This window comes from Planococcus kocurii, assembly GCF_001465835.2.
In the GTDB taxonomy this organism is placed as follows: domain Bacteria; phylum Bacillota; class Bacilli; order Bacillales_A; family Planococcaceae; genus Planococcus; species Planococcus kocurii.
Genome location: NZ_CP013661.2, coordinates 1,689,444 through 1,710,516 on the forward strand (window position 1 = coordinate 1,689,444; position 21,073 = coordinate 1,710,516).

Here is a 21,073-nt window from a genome sequence, read left to right on the forward strand (position 1 = left end):
TTAGTTTAACTTTTAATTTTCATTTTATAAATATACATAATCAATGAATAAAATTTGGAGGGGAATAAATGACAGGTTTATTGACATTATCGAATGGGACAGCATTTAAAGGACATTGGTACGGTAAAGCTTCTGCTATTCAAGGAGAAATCGTCTTTTTCACAGGCATGACTGGCTATGAAGAAGTTTTAACAGATCCGTCTTATAAAGACCAAATCATTGTATTTTCCTTTCCACTTATTGGTCAATACGGAATTCAATCTCTGTATGCACAGTCTGACGTTATTCAAGTAGCTGGCATCATTGTTTCAGGATTGTACGAAGGACCACTCCCTGATGGGGCGATTTCACTTGCAGAGTTTGCTAGTAGTCATGAAGTTCCGATTTTCAGCGACGTCGATACACGTACCCTTATTCAACATGTTCGCGACTCCGGAACCATGCAGTCGCAATTAATTCACGATTCCTCGTCTGAGCTAGAGTGGCAAGCTATAAAAACCCACTTTTTTTCACCTATTGAAGAAACTGAAGAAATTCAAACGATCGGCTGTGGCTCTATCCATATAGGATTGATTGATTTTCATTACAAATCCTCCATTTTAAAAGAGCTGCTGAAATTGGATTGTAAAGTAACCATTGTGCCTTACGCAACGCCGACAGAAAAGCTTGATTCACTAGAGCTTGATGGCTTACTTTTCTCCAATGGTCCCGGAGACCCCGCCGCTCTTCAACAGTTGTTGCCTATCTATCGCGACTGGGCTGAGCGCTATCCAAGTCTCGGTATTTGCCTCGGTCATCAAGTACTTGCTTCGGCATTTGGCGCGAAAACAACTAAGCTTGTCTATGGTCATCGCGGAGCCAATCATCCGGTTATGAACATGCAGACAAAACGTGTCAGCATGAGTTCACAAAACCATAGCTATGTGGTCGAAAACGATAGTTTAACCACTATCCCTTTTTCTGTACTTTATAAGAACGTCAACGACGACAGCATTGAAGGGCTCATTCACGATACTTTGCCCATAACTACTGTTCAATTTCATCCAGAAGCAGCACCTGGTCCCACTGATCACCTTGAATTGTTCCAGCAATTTTTGGCGGTGATTCACCAGCAAGAAGGAGCGAAACTATATGCCTAAACAGCAACAAATCAAAAAAGTGTTAGTCATTGGGTCTGGTGCTATCGTTATCGGCCAGGCAGCAGAGTTCGATTATTCGGGTACACAGGCTTGTGTTGCTTTAAAAGAAGAAGGCATCTCTGTCATTTTAATCAACAATAATCCCGCAACGATTATGACCGACAAATCCATTTCCGATCGAGTCTACTTTGAGCCACTGACTTTGGATAGCATTACTGCCATTATTGAAAAAGAACGTCCCGATGGATTGCTTGCAACAGTTGGCGGTCAAACCGGTTTAAACTTGGCGATGACTTTATCTGATTCGGGCATCCTGACTCAATATGGCGTCACTTTGCTTGGCACTGACATGAAAGCCATCAAGCAAGCCGAAGACCGTGAGCAGTTTCGCTCGTTAATGAAGCAGTTAGGTGAACCTGTTCCAGACAGTGACATCATTTATTCAGTTGAAGGGGCATTAGCATTTGCGACTTCAGCCGGTTACCCTCTCATCGTGCGTCCTGCTTATACGCTCGGCGGCTTTGGTGGTGGAATTGCCGAAGATGAAAAAACCTACATCAAGCTGGTCAAGCAAGGATTAAGTGCCAGTCCTATTAAACAATGTTTAGTAGAAATCAGCATTGCCGGTTATAAAGAAATCGAATATGAAGTAATGCGCGACGTAGATGGCACATGCATCACTATCTGCAATATGGAAAATCTAGATCCTGTTGGTGTACATACCGGTGACTCAATTGTAGTAGCACCCAGTCAAACTTTGAACGACAAAGATTTCCATATGCTGCGTAGCGCGTCTATTCACATTATTGAAGCCCTCGGTATTATCGGCGCTTGCAATGTGCAGTTTGCGCTACACCCGGAAACTTCGGCTTATTATTTAATCGAAGTCAATCCGCGGGTCAGCCGTTCTTCTGCTCTCGCTTCAAAAGCAACCGGTTACCCAATCGCTCGAATCGCTGCGAAATTAGCAATTGGCTATACATTGGCCGAATTGAAAAACCCAGTAACCGGCACGACATTCGCCAGTTTCGAACCCGCATTGGATTATGTGGCGGTCAAAATCCCGCGCTGGCCTTTCGATCAATTTCCACAAGCGGATCGCGTACTCGGCACTCAAATGAAAGCGACTGGCGAAGTAATGGCAATCGAAAGGTCCATGGAAGCGGCCCTGCAAAAAGCGATTCGTTCACTTGAATTGCCAATTGATGGCTTTCGCCTGGTAGCACTTTCGGAATTTTCTACAGAATATTTATGCGAATTAGCAAATAAAGCCGATGATCGTCGTTTGTTCGTACTCTTCGAATTGCTACTACGCGGCAAGTCCACCGACTCGCTTCATAACCTTACAGGCATCACACCCTACTTCTTGTTTGTAATGGCTACTATCGTCACAGAATGGCAAGAGCTTCAGCAATTGGACTGGAACAGCATGACGCGCACTCGTCTTTTGAAGGCCAAAAAGCTCGGTTTCAGTGATCAGCAATTGGCTGACTTATGGACGATTCCTTGTTCAGAGATTTGGGGACAACGCCGACTTTGGCAAGTAACACCCGCTTATCGAATGATCGATACGTGTGCCGCTGAGTTCCAATCGGATACAAATTATTTTTATTCGACATGGCAAGGCGTTTCAGACGTTACACGGGCTCATCACAAGAAAAAAGTAGCAGTTGTGGGTTCTGGACCCATCCGAATCGGACAAGGCATTGAGTTTGACTATTGCTGTGTGCATAGTGTTCTGGCTGCACAAAAGCTAGGCTACGAAGCCATTATGATTAACAACAATCCGGAAACGGTTAGCACTGATTACGAAGTGGCAGACGCTCTTTATTTTGAGCCCATCACACCCGAAGATATTCTCAATGTCTTGGATTTTGAAGGCATTACTCAAGTAATTCTTCAATTCGGTGGGCAAACTTCACTAAACGTTGCGGCGGCCTTGCAAGAAGCAGGCATTACAGTTCTTGGATCGACAGTTGATTTGTTAGATCAAATGGAAGACCGTGATCGTTTTTATGCCTTCCTAGAATCGATCGACTTACCGACAATCCCTGGTAAAACAGCACTTGATGCTGCTGCTGTCATTCCAGCTGCTCGCGCCCTCGGCTTCCCAGTGCTACTGCGACCATCCTATGTTATCGGTGGACGCGGCATGATTGTTTTGCACAACGAAACCGAACTTACCAAATGGTTGCAACAAACAACGATGACATTCCCTGTACTAGTAGATCATTTTATTACCGGTAAAGAAGTCGAAGCCGACATCTTAACCGATGGCGAACATGTCTGGATTTCTGCCTTGTTTGAACATGTTGAAGGAACCGGCGTTCACTCGGGCGATAGCATCGCGATAACGCCACCTGTATCGTTATCGGAAAAGGCACTACAAGAACTTTCTGACACTGCGACGCATGTCGCTAGAAATATGGATTATACCGGCTTATTCAATATTCAATTCGTTTACGAAAACGAACAATTATTTGTCATGGAAATTAACCCACGGGCCTCTCGTACAGCTCCCATTAGCTCCAAAGTGACCGATGTGCCACTCGTTCAACACGCCACGGCTTTATTGCTCGGAGTGCCTTTTGAAAAACTAGCTATCGGAAAAACCTATAACGGACAGCCCGAGTATACGGTTAAAGCACCAGTCTTTTCTCATATTAAATTGCCGGGTCTCTCTCCTATCTTGTCACCTGAAATGATGTCGACAGGTGAAGTGATTGGAACAAGCCCAAATTTAGATACTGCCTTAGCAAAAGCCTTAAACGGCGCTTCCGTTCAATTGGCGGAGCTCTCTTCCGGTGGGACGATTTTTGTTGCAGAACAGTCAGTCGATTACGTAGATCTCGCTACCTGGCAAGCACTGGGCTTTCGTATTGTCACCGAGACCGTTATGCCTTTTGAGGACTGGTTGAAAACGGAATCGAAAAAAGCTTATATCGACTTTGCCCCTGACCCGGAAAGCACGAATGCGAAGCAAGCAGCCATTCACCGTCTCCACGTGTGGACACGTCCTGAAACAGTGGCTGCCTTTAACGGAACCTATTCATCCATTCTCTCACTATCAAAAGGAGTGCTTGCAAAATGACAATGACCACCCCATTTGCACCATCGATTATCCAGGAAAATTTCTTGTCTTTGAAAGATTACAGCACAGATGAAATTATGGATTTACTAAATCTCGCCATTGAATTAAAAAAACCTGAAAACAAATATTTACCGCTGTTACAAGGCAAAGTGCTGGGCATGATTTTCGAAAAATCTTCGACGCGTACGCGTGTTTCATTTGAAGCTGGTATGCTTCAACTTGGTGGCAACGCTATGTTCTTGAGTTCACAAGACACACAACTTGGACGTGGAGAAACCATTGCTGATACCGGACGTGTTTTGTCAGGTTATTTAGACGGGCTAATGATTCGTACGTTTCATCAATCTAGCGTTCAAGAACTAGCAGATTTTAGTTCAATTCCTGTCATTAACGGATTAACTGATGACTATCATCCGTGCCAAGTGATGGCTGATTTGATGACGATACTTGAGCATTTCGGTACCTTAAAAGGTAAAAAAATGGCCTATATCGGAGACGGCAATAATGTAGCTAACTCGTTAATGATCGGTGCCGCTAAAGTCGGCATGGATATAAGCATTGCTTCTCCAATCGCCTATGCTCCAAAACCAGAAATGATCGCTTTAGCAAAACAGATCGCACAATACACCGGTTCAACCATTGAAATTACAGACAACCCAGAACAAGCAGTTAGTGGAAGTGACGCCATTTATACGGATGTCTGGGCAAGTATGGGACAAGAGCAGGAAACCATTGAACGTTTCCAACATTTCCAAGGCTTTCAAGTAAACGAAAACCTCGTCAAACACGCTAAGACCGATTACATCTTCATGCATTGTTTGCCCGCTCACCGTGAGGAAGAAGTGACCACTGCTATTTTAGAAGGTCCGCACTCCGTCATTTTCCAGCAATCTGAAAATCGGTTGCATGCACAAAAAGCAATTCTCGTTGCATTGATGGCTGATAAATAAGCAGAAAAAAGCCTTAGGAATCATTGGATTCCTAAGGCTTTTTCTGTTTTTACGCTTCGTCATCAATAAATTCAGGCTCAACTTTTTCTAGCTTTTCTTCTTTTAAGATGGTGTACATCGTAACAGCTTCTTCTTTTTTCGCTATTTCTTTCAGCCGATCAATACGTACCGTTACGATTTTTTGACCAAAACGAATTTGCAGTTCATCATTTTCTTTAATAACTGAGCTGGCTTTCGCTTTATTGCCATTTACTAGTATGCGACCTTGGTCAGCTACTTGCTTGGCTAACGTACGGCGTTTAATCAACCGAGATACTTTTAGAAATTTATCTAATCTCATTTCAGTCTTCCTTTCTTGCCAATAATTTGGCTTGGTTCCAAAATGCAGCTAACTGCTCTAGCGAATAATCACTAAAATCACCGGTTCCTTGTGTTACTTGCTGTTCAACATAATGGAAACGACTTTTGAACTTCTGATTCGCTTGCATCATCGCTTCTTCCGGTGACAAATCAAAGAATCGTGCAAGATTCACTAAGGTAAACAGTAAATCACCCAATTCATCTAATTGACGAGCTTTGGAACCATTCGCTATTTCTTGCTGGAACTCCTTCAATTCTTCTTGAAATTTATCCCAAGCTGCTGCTGCATCCGGCCAACTGAATCCGATCTTCGCTGCTTTTTTTTGATAATTAAATGACGTTGTTAAAGAAGAACTAAATCGCTCTTGGCCTTCTAATACAGAATCTGCTGCCGGTTTTTCCTGTGCTTTGATTTCTTGCCAATTAGCGATAACTTGCTCGGAATCGTCAACCGAAACATCACCAAAAACGTGCGGGTGACGACGAATCATTTTCGCACTAACCGCTTCAAGTACATCTTCTAATTGGAAATAGCCGTTATCTTGACCGATTTGAGCATGCAAGAACACTTGCAGCAATACATCGCCCAATTCATCAGCAATCGCTTCATCATCACCTTCTTGAATTGCCTGAAGCAGCTCATGCGCTTCTTCGATCAAATATGGACTTAGGGACTCATGCGTCTGCTCGCGGTCCCACGGACAGCCTTCAGGGCTTCTCAGTTTCGCAACAATACTGCGGAAAGTTTGCCATTCTTTTAAGCGCTGCGTTTGTTGTGCAGCTGGCGGTACGTAGACAGTCGTCAAATTCGTCACTTCTGCTACGCGGTCTAATTCATGAAGCGGTACGGTCTGTAGCACTTCATCTTTAGAACCGGCAGCCGTCACAATCGTTACTGGATACTCATCCGGGTATTTTTCCATCAGCGTTAACTTTACTTCAGAGGCGCTAAAGCTGTCATATACTTGTGCGATCAATAAATGCTGCGTCATATTTACTTGGTCGCTGGTCATTTCGGTGCCATCCATCAATTGAAAACCTTCGATTGGGTCAATACGAAGCGCACCAAACAAAGAATCTAAGAAACTATGCCCGCCTTCAATAACCAATTGGCAACGTCCCGCTTTTTCTGCCTCAATCAAATTTTGCACTGTTTGCTCGGCAACCAATGGATGACCTGGCACTGCATAAATGACTGATTCTTTTTCAGACAAGTCGATCAAGGTTTCTGCAATTTCTGCATATACCGGACTAAAGCTATCGTGTTTTTCATAAACCGCATCGAAACTTGTGAACGCTACGCCTTCTTGGACAAGTTCTGTCAATACAGGGTGATCCTCGGTTCGTACATATAAGTCAACTGCCGCTTTTAATTTTTTATAGACACCGAGCGGCAATTGGTCTAAATCTCCTGCACCGAGGCCAATAATGTGAATTGTATTCATCGCTTTTCACCTTTTTTCTTTGAATTTATTGCTAATTGTAATTTGGCTAGTTTGCGGCCGAACGGAATAATGTACCATTCCTTTTCTGTGATGATTCGACTTTTTCCGATGATTGCCATAAAGATTAAAGCACCAAGTGGAATGGCTGTAGCCGTTGTTAGAAAAGCACCGAAACGACTAGATAAGTGATCAAACAAATAGTTATCAGCTAAAATTGACCAGCCGAATACTACGACAGACATTGCCAGCGCAGCACCGAAAAGCCAGCCATAATAGGAAAGTGGCGCAAATGTTATTGGCCATACCCGCTTAAAATAAAGCAATAAGCCCATTACTACGACCATCAAACCAATGTTTCCAGCAACAGCCGCGCCAGTTACTCCCCAGACAGGCAATAGTAACCAATTACCGATAACTTTCACAACCATTCCCGTCACTAGCAATAAAGCTGGAACTCTGACCTTACCGAGTCCGTGAAGCATCGCTGTCATAATGAGTAGGAGTGACATCCAGACGATTTGCCAACTGAAAATAATTAACGCTCCAGATCGTTCACGCGTTTGAAATAAGGTTTCATTAACGTATGGCATAACGAACGTCAGCCCAACTGCCGCTGCAAACGCAAATAAAAACGAGACACGAAAAGCTAAACGTGCGTACATTTCAGCTGGTCGACCACTGTCTTTTTTAGAAGTTCTTGCGACTAGGGGAACAATCGCTAACGTTAGTGAAGTAGCGATTAAAATACCGAATTGTACAAGCGGTTGCCCTCGATCGTAAATCCCTTTTTGCTCCATCGCAACAAACCGTCCCATGCCGCTTTCCTCGAGCAGACGAAAAACCGTAAACGAATCCACTAGCTGAAACAGTACCAAAATTAACGAGCTCATGCTGACGCTCAAACTCACTGCCGTCATTTCCTTAATAATGGGCCAAGCACGAACCGGTAACATCTGATTCTGCGTTTTTAAACCTCTGTTAAAGTAAACCAGTAGTAAAATAACTGCACCAAGTCCACCAATGGCCGCGCCAAGCATTGCCAGTTGTCCAGCAACGTATAAGGAAAACCCATTCGAGACAACCAGCCAAGCACCAGCCAAAATAACGGTGACACGGATTCCTTGTTCCAATACTTGAGCATATGCAACTGGCGCCATGTTGTTGGCGGACTGAAAATAACCTTTCAGCACTGCCAGTGGCGCCATCAATAGTACCGAAAACGCACCGACTTTTAGTAATGGATTTAACTGCAGATCCCCCATCCAACCTGCCAATAATTCGGCACCTGAAAACATGACAACGAAGATCACGACAGAAATGCCTGCTACATAAATGGCAGCGATGCGAAGAATCGCTCTGTGTGATTGCGAATTATAGTCTGCTAATAATTTGGAAATAGCAATGGCAAAACCGTAAGAAGTCCAAATGCCAAAAATCGCAACAAACGGATACACTTGTTGGTAAATGTAAAAGCCTTGGTCTCCTACAAGATTTTGAAAAGGTACTCGGTAAATTGCACTCAGCAACTTAACGATAAACCCTGCAATCGTCAGCAAGACCGCACCTTTCATAAATGTTTTCATTGTGCCTTCATTGTTCAAAGGACTCACTCACCTCTTACTGATATGAACTAACTCTAATTATTCGGCCGATAAGTCCGGTGACAATTGCCAAGTACGAAGCTATATGGTGGAATATCCGCTCTAAAATTCATTGCCTGAAGTTACAAAACCACTTTTTCTTCTCGAAGTGATTCTGGTAATAATTTCATCATGCCTTCTAACACATCAAATGGATGTTGTTTTTTCGTTTTATTTTCATCAATAGACATCATTAACTGTTGACCGGCCATACTAAAACCAACGGCGCGCCCATATACAGCAGATTCCTCTACGACTTTGCCGCCATTGATACTAGCGGTCCCTTTTTCACTAAGTCGAACTGTCACAATTTTACCCGTTTGTTTGATGGATTCGACACCTACTTGGCGCGCCCATACTTTCATGCGGGCAATGCGCAACAAGCTGTCCGTTTCATTCGGCATGTCCCCAAAACGGTCGATTAACTCATCCTGCAGCTCAGTCATTTCCTCTACCGTATCGACACCTTTGACACGTTTGTACATTTGGATTTTCTGGTAGCCATCACTGACATAGGAATCTGGAATGTACGCATCAATATCGAGTGAAATCTCGATTTCAGGCACTACTTCTTTTTTGATACCGGTCTGACGTTCATCAATTGCCTCTTGCAGCATTTGCGAATAAAGATCAAAACCGACAGAATCAATAAAGCCGTGCTGCTGTGAACCGAGCAGATTTCCTGCTCCGCGAATCGTCAAATCACGCATGGCAATTTTAAACCCCGATCCAAGTTCCGTAAATTCTTTTATTGCCATCAAGCGTTTTTCTGCAACGTCAGTTAACACTTTGTCACGCTGATACATAAAATAAGCATACGCGACACGACTCGAGCGTCCGACGCGTCCACGCAATTGATACAGCTGTGACAAGCCCATTCGGTCAGCATTGTAAACAATCAAGGTATTAACGTTTGGAATATCAATGCCGGTTTCGATAATAGTGGTCGTCACCAAGACATCGTAATCGCCATCTAGGAAACCTAAAATGACTGATTCCAGTTCGGTTTCACTCATTTGTCCATGAGCATAACCAACGCGAGCTTCTGGTACTAATTGTTGAATTTCTTCCACTTTTCGCGTCATATCATCGACACGGTTATACAAATAAAACACTTGCCCACCGCGCGCCATTTCGCGTTCGATCGCTTCGCGTACGAGACCGCCATTGTGCTCCATTACATAGCTTTGTACAGGAAAGCGGTTTGCTGGTGGTGTTTCGATAACAGATAAATCTCGAACGCCAATCATCGACATATGAAGCGTACGTGGGATTGGTGTCGCTGTCAGCGTTAAAACATCAACGTTTGTCTTCATTTGTTTGATTTTTTCTTTATGAGTAACACCAAAACGTTGTTCTTCGTCAATAATCAGTAAGCCCAGATCCTTGTATTGCATATCCTTCGACAAAATTCGGTGCGTGCCAACGACAACATCAATCGATCCATTTTTCAGTCCTTTAACGGTTTCCGTTTGCTGTTTTTTAGAACGGAAACGACTCATCAAGCCGACTGTAATTGGGTAATCTTTGAACCGCTCGCTCATCGTTTCAAAATGCTGTTGTGCCAATATCGTTGTCGGCACTAAAAACGCCACTTGCTTGCCATCGAGTACCGCCTTAAACGCGGCTCGGATTGCCACTTCCGTTTTACCATAACCTACGTCCCCGCAAATCAAACGGTCCATCGGTCGCTCGTTTTCCATGTCCCGTTTGACTTCATTGATTGAACGCAATTGATCGACAGTTTCTTCGTATGGAAACTCCGCCTCAAATTGACGCTGCATATCCTGCTCTTCAGAAAAGGCAAAGCCTCGTAACGCTTCTCTTTCTGCATAAAGCTTGATCAAATCATCCGCAATGTCTTGAACAGCAGCCGACACTTTTGTACGTGTCTTTTTCCATTCTGCGCCGCCCATTTTATGCAGCTTTGGTTCTTTTTCTTCAGAAGCCACGTATTTTTGAATCAAGTCAATTTTATCGACCGGTACAAATAATTTATCGTCGGCTTTGTAAACGATATGGAGGTAATCTTTATGAACCCCACCGGTTTCTAAAGTTTCAATACCGATAAAACGACCAATCCCGTGATGGATGTGAACAATATAATCACCCGGTTTGATTTCGGAATAACTCTTAATACGTTCTGCATTCGTCAGCTTTTGAGACCGCGTTTTCTTTTTCGGTTGTTGCTTAAATAATTCAGAATCCGTAATAACAGTTAATCGTTGCAGCGGCATTTCAAAACCAGTCGCTAGCTCTCCATCAACCAAATAAATGTTACCACCTTGGATTTCTGTCGAAGGAACTGCGATTTCAGCTTTCATATCGTAGTCGGCAAGGACCGAACGTACTTTCTCTAAACGCTCCTCGCCTTGCGCTACGATAAAAATCTGCGACTTCCCTAAAACCCAGCGCTCCATTTCCGCTTTTAGCAAATGCATCTGACCATGGAATGACTGCATCGGCTTACAAGAAAAGGCCAATGATTTTTTGACCGATACCATTGGAAATGTCCGAACGAATAAAGACAGAAACGTTACTTTCTGCTCCAATTTCGTCATCATTTCACGGAACGTATACGTTAAAGAAACATCGTGAAGAAACTTCCCTTCTTCAAGCAATGACACAATCCAGTCGCCTTCTTCGCGTTCTAATGTATCTGTCATTTCTTGAATTCGTCCGAGTTCGTCGAAAAAAACCAGTCCATTTCCCGGGAAATAATCGCCTAGAAAAGCTGATTGCGTATCAATCAAGGAAGCATATTTAGCTAGCTGTTCTGGTGTTTCGCCTTGTTTTAATTGATTGATATCATGCTGAATATGCTGGTGCATCAAAGCTTTCGTATCGTCAGCTTTTAATTTCTTTAAGCTAGCTGCAAGGTTCGTTTCCAATTTCCCAGCTAGTTGGACCCGTTGGTCTTTTGATAACACTAATTCGCTAGCAGGCAATATGCACAGTGAATGAACTTTTTCGAGTGAACGCTGGTCTTCTGCAGAGAATAGCCGTAGCGAATCCACTTCCGTATCAAATAGCTCGATACGCACCGGATGTTCAAAGTTCAGTGGATAAACATCCAGTATGCCTCCACGAAGCGCAAACTCGCCCGGGGTCGTTACCATTGGAGTACGAGAATAGCCCATCGCCACCAACTTTAACAGCCATTCGTCCGTATCGAGTTCTTCCCCTTCAGCAATCCGCAAGGTAGCATAATCCCATTGTTCTTTCGTTGGCAATAATTTACGCATTCCCGCAACTGGTGTAATGTAGATTCCTTTGCCTACACTCTTCATATGATCAAGCGTATCAATGCGATGAGCTCGCAGTTCAGGTCCTGAAAAAGACACCTCTGCTGCGATTAACTCTTCCGCTGGGTAAAGGTGGACTTGCTGTTCACCCATCAAACGAACCAAGTCATCATAGACGCGCTGTGCATGCAATAAATTAGGCGTCACAATCAATAGCGGTGTTTCCATTTCAGACCAAATGGTTTGGTAAAAAATAGGCCGCGCGCTACCAGACAAACCAGAAATCAACTGATGGTCCTGCCCTTTCTTCAAATCAGCGATAAATTTTTGTGTGTGGGTATCCTCCGAAAAAATCTGTAAAATATGGTTCATTCAACTTCCTCCTTTCAACAAAATACAAGAAACAGAAAAAAGCTCTGAACGCCGAATGCGTCAAAGCGGTTATGCTCCATTAAATTGATTCATGACTTCGAGATACGGTTTAGATAACCAGTTTTCACAAGCTGCCGCACTTTTTTTGATGGCGTCATCTACCTCAGGTCTTTCCTCTTTTGAAAAACGCTGCAGTACGTAATCTGGCACTTTCATCCCTGCTGGTGGGCGACTAATGCCAATACGCAAACGATTGAATTCTTGTGTTCCTAAATGCTGAATCAGTGATTTAATGCCGTTGTGGCCACCTGCACTCCCTTTTTGCCGCAATCGTAATTGACCTGCTGGCAAATCAAGGTCGTCGTATATAACAATAATGTCTTTTATATCAATATCGTAGTATTCCATCAGCGCACCTACACTCTCGCCAGATAAATTCATATAAGTCAGTGGCTTTAATAGCATCACTTTGCCTTCAGGTCGATGACTAATAGAATACATGCCTCTAAATTTAGACTGCGTCAAGGGTGTATTCCATTGACTTGCTAAATAATCGATTACCTTAAAACCAATATTATGGCGCGTATCTTCGTATGCTTTCCCCGGATTTCCCAGGCCAATAATCAATTTCATACCCATCTTCCTTTGCTTTTTCAGTGACTTCTATTTTACCATAATCATTTGATAAGAAGAACATAAGCGGTCTCCTTGATTTGATGGACAACCAATTTACAATTTAAAAACAAAAAAACAAGAGACTGTCTCTCGACAACCTCTTGCTCGTTCTTTGTATTTAACTTTATTTTTCTTCTTCTTTAGAATCTTCGCTGCCAACCACTTCTGGTTCTGCATCTTCATCAGATACAGTCTCCAGCTCATCCAACTCATCTTGAGTACGCGGAGCTGTTGCAGATACAAGGATAAAGTCGTCTTCATCTAAAATTTCATAAGATACCGTTCCGCGGATATCGCCGACTGTGATTGTTTCGCCAATCGCCAGTTCAGTAGTATCTACTTCTAGTGCATCAGGTATGTCAGAAGGTTTTACACGAACATTCACTTCACGGTTTGGCTGAGTGATGAATCCGCCTTCTTTTTCGCCTGCTGATTCGCCTGTCAAGTGAACTGCTACAGCCACTTCAAGCTCATCTGACATATTAATTGCTAAAAAGTCAACATGCTTAAAGCTACCTTTTAAAGCATCCATTTGATAATCACTTAACACAACATTTTTAGATGTGCCATCGATTTCAAGGCTGATTACACCGTTACGTCCAGATTCACGTAAAGTTTTAATCAATTCAATTTCAGATACAGTCACCGGTGTAGTTTCCGTTTTAAAGCCATAAACTACTCCTGGCACATCGCCTTTTGCACGAAGTTCAGTTAACGCCGAATTCTTATTGTTGCTTTCTCTTTTTTGTGCTGTCATTTTTACAGTCATTGCTTTCAGCCTCCAGTTATATTAAAGTACGTAGTCACGATAAGTACATAATATATATATACCCATGTCTTGTCTTAATGAAACCTAGAGCATGAAAAGTTGTTGCTGCTGATCAATCAAAAAGAGTGCTGACAGATTTTTGTTCGTGAACACGGACAATCGTCTCAGCCAATAGACGTGCTACAGACAATTGTTTGATTTTAGGAGATTTCTTTTCTTCAGGCAATGCAATCGAATTAGTGATAATCAATTCTTTGATTACTGAGTCGTTAATACGTTGTACAGCAGGACCTGAAAGAACAGGGTGTGTACAGCACGCGTAAACTTCTTTCGCGCCACTTTCAATCAACGCACTAGCAGCAATTGAAATTGTTCCAGCAGTATCAATGATGTCATCAATGATGATCGCCGTTTTCCCTTCTACATTACCGACGATATTCATAACTTCCGCTACGTTTGGACGCGGACGACGCTTATCGATGATGGCAATCGGTGCTTTCAAGCGATCTGCCATTTTACGTGCACGTGTAACCCCGCCGTGATCCGGCGAAACAATAATGACATTTTCAAGATCAATGCCACTTTCATTTAGGAAGTAGTCAGAAAGCAAAGGTACAGCTACTAAGTGATCAATCAAAATATCAAAGAATCCTTGGATTTGAGGAGCATGCAAATCGAGTACGATTACACGCGTTGCACCAGCAGTTTCCAATAAATTCGCTACTAATTTTGCTGTAATCGGCTCACGTGAACGAGCTTTGCGATCTTGACGCGCATAACCGTAATAAGGCATTACGACGTTAACTGTACGAGCAGAAGCACGTTTAACTGCATCAATCATGATCAATAACTCCATCAAGTTCTCATTTACTGGCTGGGAAGTCGATTGGACGATAAACACATCATAGCCACGAATACTTTCTTCAATATTAATTTGGATTTCACCATCACTAAAATGTGTCACCGAACTTTTTCCAAGCGGAATACCCGCGTGTTCTGAAATTTCCTCAGCTAGCTCTTGGTTCGAATTCAATGAAAAGATTTTCAATTTCGAGTTTGCATTTTGATAGCCCATTAGGTGTGAACCCTCCTATTTTCTTCCGTTTAATCTACTTGCATAGCCTTCTTTATTTTCCTGGCGCGCGCGTGCGATTGCCAATGAATCCTCAGGTACATTTTTTGAAATAGTAGATCCTGCAGCGATGTAAGATCCTTTTCCTACAGTGACAGGTGCAATCAGATTTGAATTGCAGCCGATAAACGTATCATCTTCAATGACAGTCTGGAATTTGTTTTTGCCATCATAGTTCACGGTGATGGTACCGCAACCGATATTAACACCTGTGCCGACGTGAGCATCGCCAATATAGCTCAAATGAGAAACCTTGCTATCGTTGCCGATTTCTGCTTTTTTCACTTCAACAAAGTTGCCGATTTTCACATCGTTGCCTAAAACGGTTTGAGGACGAATGTGCGCAAACGGTCCTACAGCTGTATCCGTTCCAATGCTGCTGTCATGAATTTCTGAACTGCGAATTGTTGTACGATCTCCAATGGTGCTATTGACGATATGGCTGTTCGAAGAAATAATGCAATCTTCCCCAATTTGTGTTAAACCATCAATTGTCACGTTCGGGTGAATAATCGTATCCGCTCCGATTCGGGCTTGTGCACTAATATAAGCAGTAGCAGGATCGATAATCGAAACGCCAGCTCTCATATGTTTTTCAGCAATTCGCTTGCGCATAATGTTTTCGGCCTGGCTCAATGCCACACGGTCGTTTACACCAAGCGTTTCGTCAAAGCTATCTGTTGCATAGGCAGCTACAATTTCGCCTTGCTTTTGCAGAATTTCAATCACATCAGGCAAATAATATTCACCTTGAACGTTATCATTTGAAACTAATTTCAACGCCTCAAATAACGCTTCGTTATCAAAGCAATAAGTACCGGTATTGATTTCCTTTACTTGTTGCTCTTCTAAAGACGCGTCTTTTTGCTCGACAATCTTTTCGACGATGCCCGCATCGTTGCGGAGAATCCGTCCATAACCTGTCGGATTATCAGCGATTGCCGTCAAGATCGTCGCTTTTGCACCAGTTTCGGCATGCTGATCAAGCAATGACTGCATGGTTTCTGGTCGAATCAGTGGCGTGTCTCCACAAACCACCAAAGTCGTTCCTTTAAGACCTTCAATCAATGACGCTGTTTGTTGCACGGCGTGAGCTGTTCCAAGTTGTTCTGCCTGCAAGGCATATTCACTTTTGTCACCTAGTTGCTGCTGAACTTTTTCAGCACCATGACCAACGACAGTAACGATTTTTTCAACTCCGAGTTGCTCGACATTGCCCGTTACATGTTCAACCATTGGCATGCCACAGACTGGATGAAGCACTTTGTACAATTTTGACTTCATCCGTGTGCCTTGTCCTGCTGCTAAAATTACTGCGTATGTATTTGCCACTTCTTATCCCTCCACTCTTGATTTGATAAGAACTCTTGTTACTGGTTCTATCCATTCATTTATTCTATCAATTGATAGACCCAGTCTCACACTGGCTATGTCAATTAAAAATTTGCTTTTCCTTATTGACTATAGCGGAAAAACCTTGATTTTTCAAGGTTCCAAAGCATGACAATACCATGACAAAAAAAAGCCAAATAAAAAAAGAGCCATTTCAATGTAGAAGGCTCTTGATTCAGCTCCGTTAAACGTTGGCATTTTCCAATACCGATTCACTTTCGCTTTGTTTATATGCAGTTAAGACAGCTTCTTGAAGCTTAGTGCGTGCGCTTGAGTTGATGGGATGTGCAATATCACGAAACTCTCCATCAGGTGTTCTTTTACTTGGCATTGCGACGAATAAGCCATCATTTCCATCGATTACTCGAATATCATGAATAACAAACTCATCGTCCAGCGTGATGGAAGCGATTGCTCTCATTCGGCCATCGGTTTGTACGCGTCGTAGTCTTACATCTGTTACTTCCATTCTCTCGTCCCCCTCCTCTCAGCCGCAGTATTTCAACCCTAATTATGGGTATTCGCTAAAAGGGACTATTATCCTTCATAAATTGCAAAACTTATTAGAAAATTTACTTAATGGAACTAATGACCGAAACGACATACACTTCACGCTTGAACATATTTTTTTATTCTCTCTATGAAAAAATGCAGATCGCCTCGTATTTAACGAGGCGACCTGCATTGCTATAACTCATTCTAGTTTACTGGTTAACTTTTGCGATCACTTCGATTTCTACTTTTACGTCTTTTGGCAACCGCGCTACTTCAACAGTTGAACGCGCTGGTTTATGATCGCCAAAATAAGTTGCATAAATCTCGTTTAGTTCTGCAAAGTCATTCATGTCTTTGATAAAAACAGTTGTTTTAATGACATCTCCAAAAGAAGAACCGGCTTCTGCAAGAACCGCTTTCAAGTTTGAAAATACTTGATGCGCCTGCTCAGAGATTGTGCCTTCAACCAATTCGCCTGCTGCTGTTAAAGGTATTTGACCTGAACTGTAAAGAATTCCACCCGAGACCACACCTTGTGAGTATGGTCCAATTGCGGCTGCCGCTTTATCTGTCGCTACGTAATTCATTCAAATTCCCCCATTTTCAAAGTAATTGCCTTCTTCTAATGCAATCGTACGTTCTTTTTCGCTAACTTCATGCAATTTAACAAGAGATAAATACTTTTCTACGAGCCGTTCATCCGAATGTTCCGATTCTACTAATACAGCAACACCTGCTAATGTGCATTCAAATTCTTCCAGTAGATTTTTCATACCATTCATCGTGCCGCCGACTTTCATAAAGTCATCCGTAATTAGTACGCGTTGACCGCTTTTCATACTACGCTTTGACAAGACCATCGTTTGAATTCGACGAGAAGAACCCGAGACATAATTGATGCTAACTGTAGATCCTTCAGTAACTTTACTGTCTCTACGGACAATTACCACGGGCACATTTAAGTGGCGCGCAATGGCATGGGCAATCGGAATGCCTTTTGTAGCTACCGTCATGATGACATCAATTTTTTCTTTAGCAAATGCTGTAGCAAACACTTTACCGACACGATTCATCATTTCCGGATTACCTAGCACGTCGGTCATGTACAAATAGCCACCCGGCAATAGCCGGTCTGAGTGACTTAGCTCTTCCATCAAATCAGCCATTACTGCTCTGATTTCACGTTCTTGAAGCTTAGGTACATATTTCACGCCACCTGCTGCTCCAGGAACTGTCATCAACAAGCCAATTCCTTTTTCTTCAAATGTCTCTTTAACAATCCCCAAATCCTCACTAATAGACGATTTGGCCGATTGGTACAGATCCGAAAAATAAGTTAGTGGAATCAATTTATGCGGATGTTCCAATAAAAAATGCGTCATATCAACAAGCCGTTCACTGCGCTTCCACTTCAAAACTACCCTCTCCTAAACACGAATGATTTATAGAAAACTTACCATAAATGTCCGTATTTAGGCAAGTGGCTCCCGTTCGCCAATCAAGCGCACAGCGTATACTTCTGAGCAAAAGCCACGCAAGCCATTGTATATACGTGGAATACGCGCTTCTTGGTGCACCAAACCAAACACTGTTGGTCCACTCCCACTCATAAGTACAGCGTCCGCTCCAAATTTCTTCATCTGCTCTTTAATTTGTTCAACTTCGGGATATAACTTTAACGTAACGCTTTCAAGTGCATTACCAAGGTTAGCGCACATAGCGTCGTAGTCACCGTCGTTAAGTGCTTGAATCATGGCACCTGTATTTGGATGTTGAGCGGTTTGAACATCGAATGCGCCATAAACATCGGCTGTAGAAACGCCAAGTGTAGGTTTTGCTAAAATGACCCAGCAATTCGGTGGCGTCGGTAATTGTTGAATGATTTCTCCACGACCTTTGGCTAATGCTGTACCGCCATAAACGCAGAAAGAAACATCTGAACCAATTTTAGCACCCAGTTCCGCCAGTTCATCGAGTGACAGATTAAGCTGCCAAAGTTTGTTTAATCCTTTTAATGTCGCTGCAGCGTCACTGCTGCCTCCAGCTAAGCCTGCAGCGACCGGGATTTTTTTATCCAGTGAAATGATAACTCCAGTTTTGATATTAAAGGTATCTTTAATCAATTGCGCCGCCTGGTAAGCGAGGTTGCGGGAATCGTCTGGCACGAACCGGTCTGCTGATTGAATATGTATGCCTTTGGCTGTGCCCATCAGTCCAATACGATCCGACAAATCCACAGTGGTCATAATCATTTCAATTTCATGGTAATTATCTGGACGTTTGTGCAAAACATCTAATGTTAAATTGATCTTGGCAGGCGCTTTTACGTAGAGCATCCCACTGCCTCCTTTTTATATTCTAATGAACACTATTTTAACATACCGCAAGATAATGGAAAGTAAAGTATCGATAGAAACAAAAAAACTCGCCTTCCGCTTAGATCAGCAGTAGCAAGTTTTGGAGTAACTTATAAATATAATTCAATTATTTCACAACAAGTGCATCTTCAGTTCCTTCGTACACAGTAATTTCTACTGCTTCAGTTAAGATGTCTGCGTAGCTGTAAGACACGCGTTCAAATGCATGCTCTTCTTGATCTAGCTCAATCACGAACACGGAGTGATAGGTCTCGCGTAGGATTCCGGCACGTTCTACCGTTTTCTTACGACCTCCGTTTGCCTTCAAAAGCAATCGTTTTCCTAAATGTAGGTCTAACGATTTTTTAATATCCGCCAAAGTTTTGGGCATTTTGTCTACACCTCACTATGGATATAATTCTACCATAATTTGATGGAATTGTCAAGCAAATTTATAATTTTATCAACCAACCTTAGTCGCTGTCAATATTTATTTATTCGAAATTTCTTTAACCCGAAAGAAGTTGTGCCGATTTTGTAACAGAATAACCATTTCATCCGAAATATGCATACAATTTATCTGCCAACAGTCCAAACTCCTTAATCGTTAACGTTTCTCCACGTCTTGTTGGATCAATTTCTGCTTCTGCTAATGCTGTTAAAATCAACTCTTTTTTCTCTTTACCTAAAGGCATAGCAACTTGAAGATTGTTCAAAATGGTTTTTCTGCGTTGTACGAACGACCCTCTCGTAACGGTAAAGAAGAAGTCTTCATCAATTACCACGACTTCTGGCACGTCGCGTTTGGTCATGCGGATAACAGCCGAATCAACATTGGGTTGCGGCAAAAATACAGACTTAGGAACAGTCAATGCCATTTCAGCCTGTGTGTAGTACTGGATAGCGATAGAAAGTGATCCATAAGCTTTTGTACCTGGTTTAGCTGTAATGCGCTCAGCGACCTCTTTTTGCAACATAACGACCATGCCGCGAATTGGCAGCTTTTCGAGTAATAACTTTAAAATAATCGGTGTCGTTACGTAATAGGGCAAGTTGGCCACGACCACGATGTCATCGTACCCTTCCAGTTCACGATCAATCGCTGCTTGGACATCTGCTTTTAAAATATCCGAATGAATAATGGCAATGTTATCATAAGGCGATAAAGTATCCTCGAGCACCGGTAATAATCGTTGATCAATTTCAAAAGCTAATACTTTTCCGGCTTCTCTTGCCAAATGTTCTGTTAAAGCACCAATTCCTGGACCGATTTCAATTGCTGCAGACTTCTTGGTCAATTTCGCTTGCCCAACAATTTTACGCAAAATATTCGGATCGATTAAAAAGTTTTGTCCTAAGCTTTTCTTTACTTTCAACCCATATTTCGCCATAATTTCTTGCGTTCGAATAGGTGTGGCAATATCTTTAGTCATTAGTTTTCCTCCTGAGTTAACGCTTGTACCGCTTTAATAAACTGAGCTTTGGATATACCGAACATATAGAGCCGTTTTTGAAGCTGCTTGCCGTTCGTATAGCCAATCTGCAAGTCATTGCCCATTTGAATACGGCGCTGCTTTGCTTTTGGATGAGCCACAAGACCTGCATCAATTAAATCTTCCATCGTAATTTCTACTGCACGCTCTTCCTGTAGCGGCGTATAAACTGCGTGCAAAGCTTCACGAATATCTTCATCGCAGGCATGTTCGATTCCTAGGCCTTTGCCGTTTTTAGCAATGGTTTTTTCTTTCGCCAAAAATGCGTGTTTAGCCAGTGGCACATGTTCTTCAATAATAGCACGTATGCGTCTTCCAGGATAATCCGGATCCGTAAAAACGATGACGCCTCTTTTCTGCTGTGCATGAGCGATTCGTACGAGTGTTTCTGCTGTAATGGCTGAACCATTTGTTTCAATCGTATCTGCATCAACCGCACGTTTGATTGCTACCGTATCATCTTTTCCTTCAACTACTATAATCTCATTTATCTTCATTTATAATTTTCCTCTTTTCAA

The 21,073-nt window shown here is 42.6% G+C and carries 18 protein-coding genes; 3 read left to right on the top strand and 15 right to left on the bottom strand.

The features are described from left to right. Nucleotides 1-68: 68 nt before the first annotated feature. The 3 genes from AUO94_RS08450 to argF are packed head-to-tail and all read left to right on the top strand — an operon-like array spanning nt 69 to nt 5,180. Nucleotides 69-1,139: a carbamoyl phosphate synthase small subunit gene (locus AUO94_RS08450; RefSeq protein ID WP_058386775.1), complete on the top strand. Its 1,071-nt coding sequence runs from the start codon at nt 69-71 to the stop codon at nt 1,137-1,139. Further along, complete coding sequence (locus tag AUO94_RS08455) at nt 1,132-4,230, top strand: carbamoyl-phosphate synthase (glutamine-hydrolyzing) large subunit (protein ID WP_058386776.1); 3,099 nt, start codon at nt 1,132-1,134, stop codon at nt 4,228-4,230. The genes AUO94_RS08450 and AUO94_RS08455 overlap by 8 nt, the downstream gene beginning before the upstream one ends. Further along, nucleotides 4,227-5,180 carry an ornithine carbamoyltransferase gene (gene argF / locus AUO94_RS08460; RefSeq protein ID WP_058386777.1) on the top strand — a complete coding sequence of 318 codons (954 nt, stop codon included), beginning with the start codon at nt 4,227-4,229 and terminating at the stop codon, nt 5,178-5,180. The genes AUO94_RS08455 and argF overlap by 4 nt, the downstream gene beginning before the upstream one ends. 49 nt (nt 5,181-5,229) lie before the next feature. Here the strand turns inward: argF and AUO94_RS08465 are convergent, their stop codons facing one another. From AUO94_RS08465 to rnmV, 15 genes are all read right to left on the bottom strand, one after another. Next, on the bottom strand, nt 5,230-5,520 hold the full coding sequence (locus AUO94_RS08465; RefSeq protein ID WP_058386778.1) for an RNA-binding S4 domain-containing protein: 291 nt from the start codon (nt 5,518-5,520) through the stop codon (nt 5,230-5,232). A gap of 1 nt (nt 5,521) precedes the next feature. Continuing rightward, nucleotides 5,522-6,985, bottom strand: a complete 1,464-nt coding sequence (gene yabN, locus AUO94_RS08470; RefSeq protein WP_058386779.1) for a bifunctional methyltransferase/pyrophosphohydrolase YabN — start codon at nt 6,983-6,985, stop codon at nt 5,522-5,524. Then, nucleotides 6,982-8,586, bottom strand: coding sequence for a putative polysaccharide biosynthesis protein (locus AUO94_RS08475; protein ID WP_082707514.1), 1,605 nt, complete (start codon nt 8,584-8,586; stop codon nt 6,982-6,984). The genes yabN and AUO94_RS08475 overlap by 4 nt, the downstream gene beginning before the upstream one ends. 122 nt (nt 8,587-8,708) lie before the next feature. Further along, entirely contained in the window at nt 8,709-12,242 is a 3,534-nt protein-coding gene (gene mfd / locus AUO94_RS08480) for a transcription-repair coupling factor (protein ID WP_058386780.1), read from the bottom strand. Nucleotides 12,243-12,311: 69 nt separating this feature from the next. Next, entirely contained in the window at nt 12,312-12,875 is a 564-nt protein-coding gene (gene pth / locus AUO94_RS08485; protein WP_058386781.1) for an aminoacyl-tRNA hydrolase, read from the bottom strand. 166 nt (nt 12,876-13,041) lie between these two features. Beyond that, on the bottom strand, nt 13,042-13,686 hold the full coding sequence (locus tag AUO94_RS08490; RefSeq protein ID WP_058386782.1) for a 50S ribosomal protein L25/general stress protein Ctc: 645 nt from the start codon (nt 13,684-13,686) through the stop codon (nt 13,042-13,044). A 112-nt stretch (nt 13,687-13,798) separates the two neighbouring features. Continuing rightward, nucleotides 13,799-14,761, bottom strand: coding sequence for a ribose-phosphate diphosphokinase (locus AUO94_RS08495; RefSeq protein ID WP_058386783.1), 963 nt, complete (start codon nt 14,759-14,761; stop codon nt 13,799-13,801). A 15-nt stretch (nt 14,762-14,776) separates the two neighbouring features. Next, nucleotides 14,777-16,150, bottom strand: coding sequence for a bifunctional UDP-N-acetylglucosamine diphosphorylase/glucosamine-1-phosphate N-acetyltransferase GlmU (gene glmU, locus AUO94_RS08500; protein ID WP_058386784.1), 1,374 nt, complete (start codon nt 16,148-16,150; stop codon nt 14,777-14,779). Between the two features lie 244 nt (nt 16,151-16,394). After that, the gene (gene spoVG, locus AUO94_RS08505; protein WP_058386785.1) at nt 16,395-16,679 is read right to left on the bottom strand and encodes a septation regulator SpoVG; all 285 of its coding nucleotides are present in this window, start codon (nt 16,677-16,679) and stop codon (nt 16,395-16,397) included. Nucleotides 16,680-16,914: 235 nt separating this feature from the next. Continuing rightward, entirely contained in the window at nt 16,915-17,292 is a 378-nt protein-coding gene (locus AUO94_RS08510; RefSeq protein WP_058386786.1) for a RidA family protein, read from the bottom strand. Next, nucleotides 17,293-18,120 (bottom strand): pur operon repressor, encoded by an 828-nt coding sequence (purR, locus tag AUO94_RS08515; RefSeq protein WP_058386787.1) that lies wholly within the window; start codon nt 18,118-18,120, stop codon nt 17,293-17,295. Nucleotides 18,121-18,177: 57 nt separating this feature from the next. After that, nucleotides 18,178-19,041 (bottom strand): 4-(cytidine 5'-diphospho)-2-C-methyl-D-erythritol kinase, encoded by an 864-nt coding sequence (ispE, locus tag AUO94_RS08520; protein ID WP_058386788.1) that lies wholly within the window; start codon nt 19,039-19,041, stop codon nt 18,178-18,180. Between the two features lie 148 nt (nt 19,042-19,189). Next, entirely contained in the window at nt 19,190-19,453 is a 264-nt protein-coding gene (gene veg, locus AUO94_RS08525; protein ID WP_006830753.1) for a biofilm formation stimulator Veg, read from the bottom strand. A gap of 163 nt (nt 19,454-19,616) precedes the next feature. Continuing rightward, complete coding sequence (gene rsmA, locus AUO94_RS08530; protein WP_058386789.1) at nt 19,617-20,495, bottom strand: 16S rRNA (adenine(1518)-N(6)/adenine(1519)-N(6))-dimethyltransferase RsmA; 879 nt, start codon at nt 20,493-20,495, stop codon at nt 19,617-19,619. Next, nucleotides 20,495-21,052 (bottom strand): ribonuclease M5, encoded by a 558-nt coding sequence (rnmV, locus tag AUO94_RS08535; RefSeq protein WP_058386790.1) that lies wholly within the window; start codon nt 21,050-21,052, stop codon nt 20,495-20,497. Before rnmV ends, rsmA begins: the two co-directional genes overlap by 1 nt. Between the last annotated feature and the right edge of the window lie 21 nt (nt 21,053-21,073).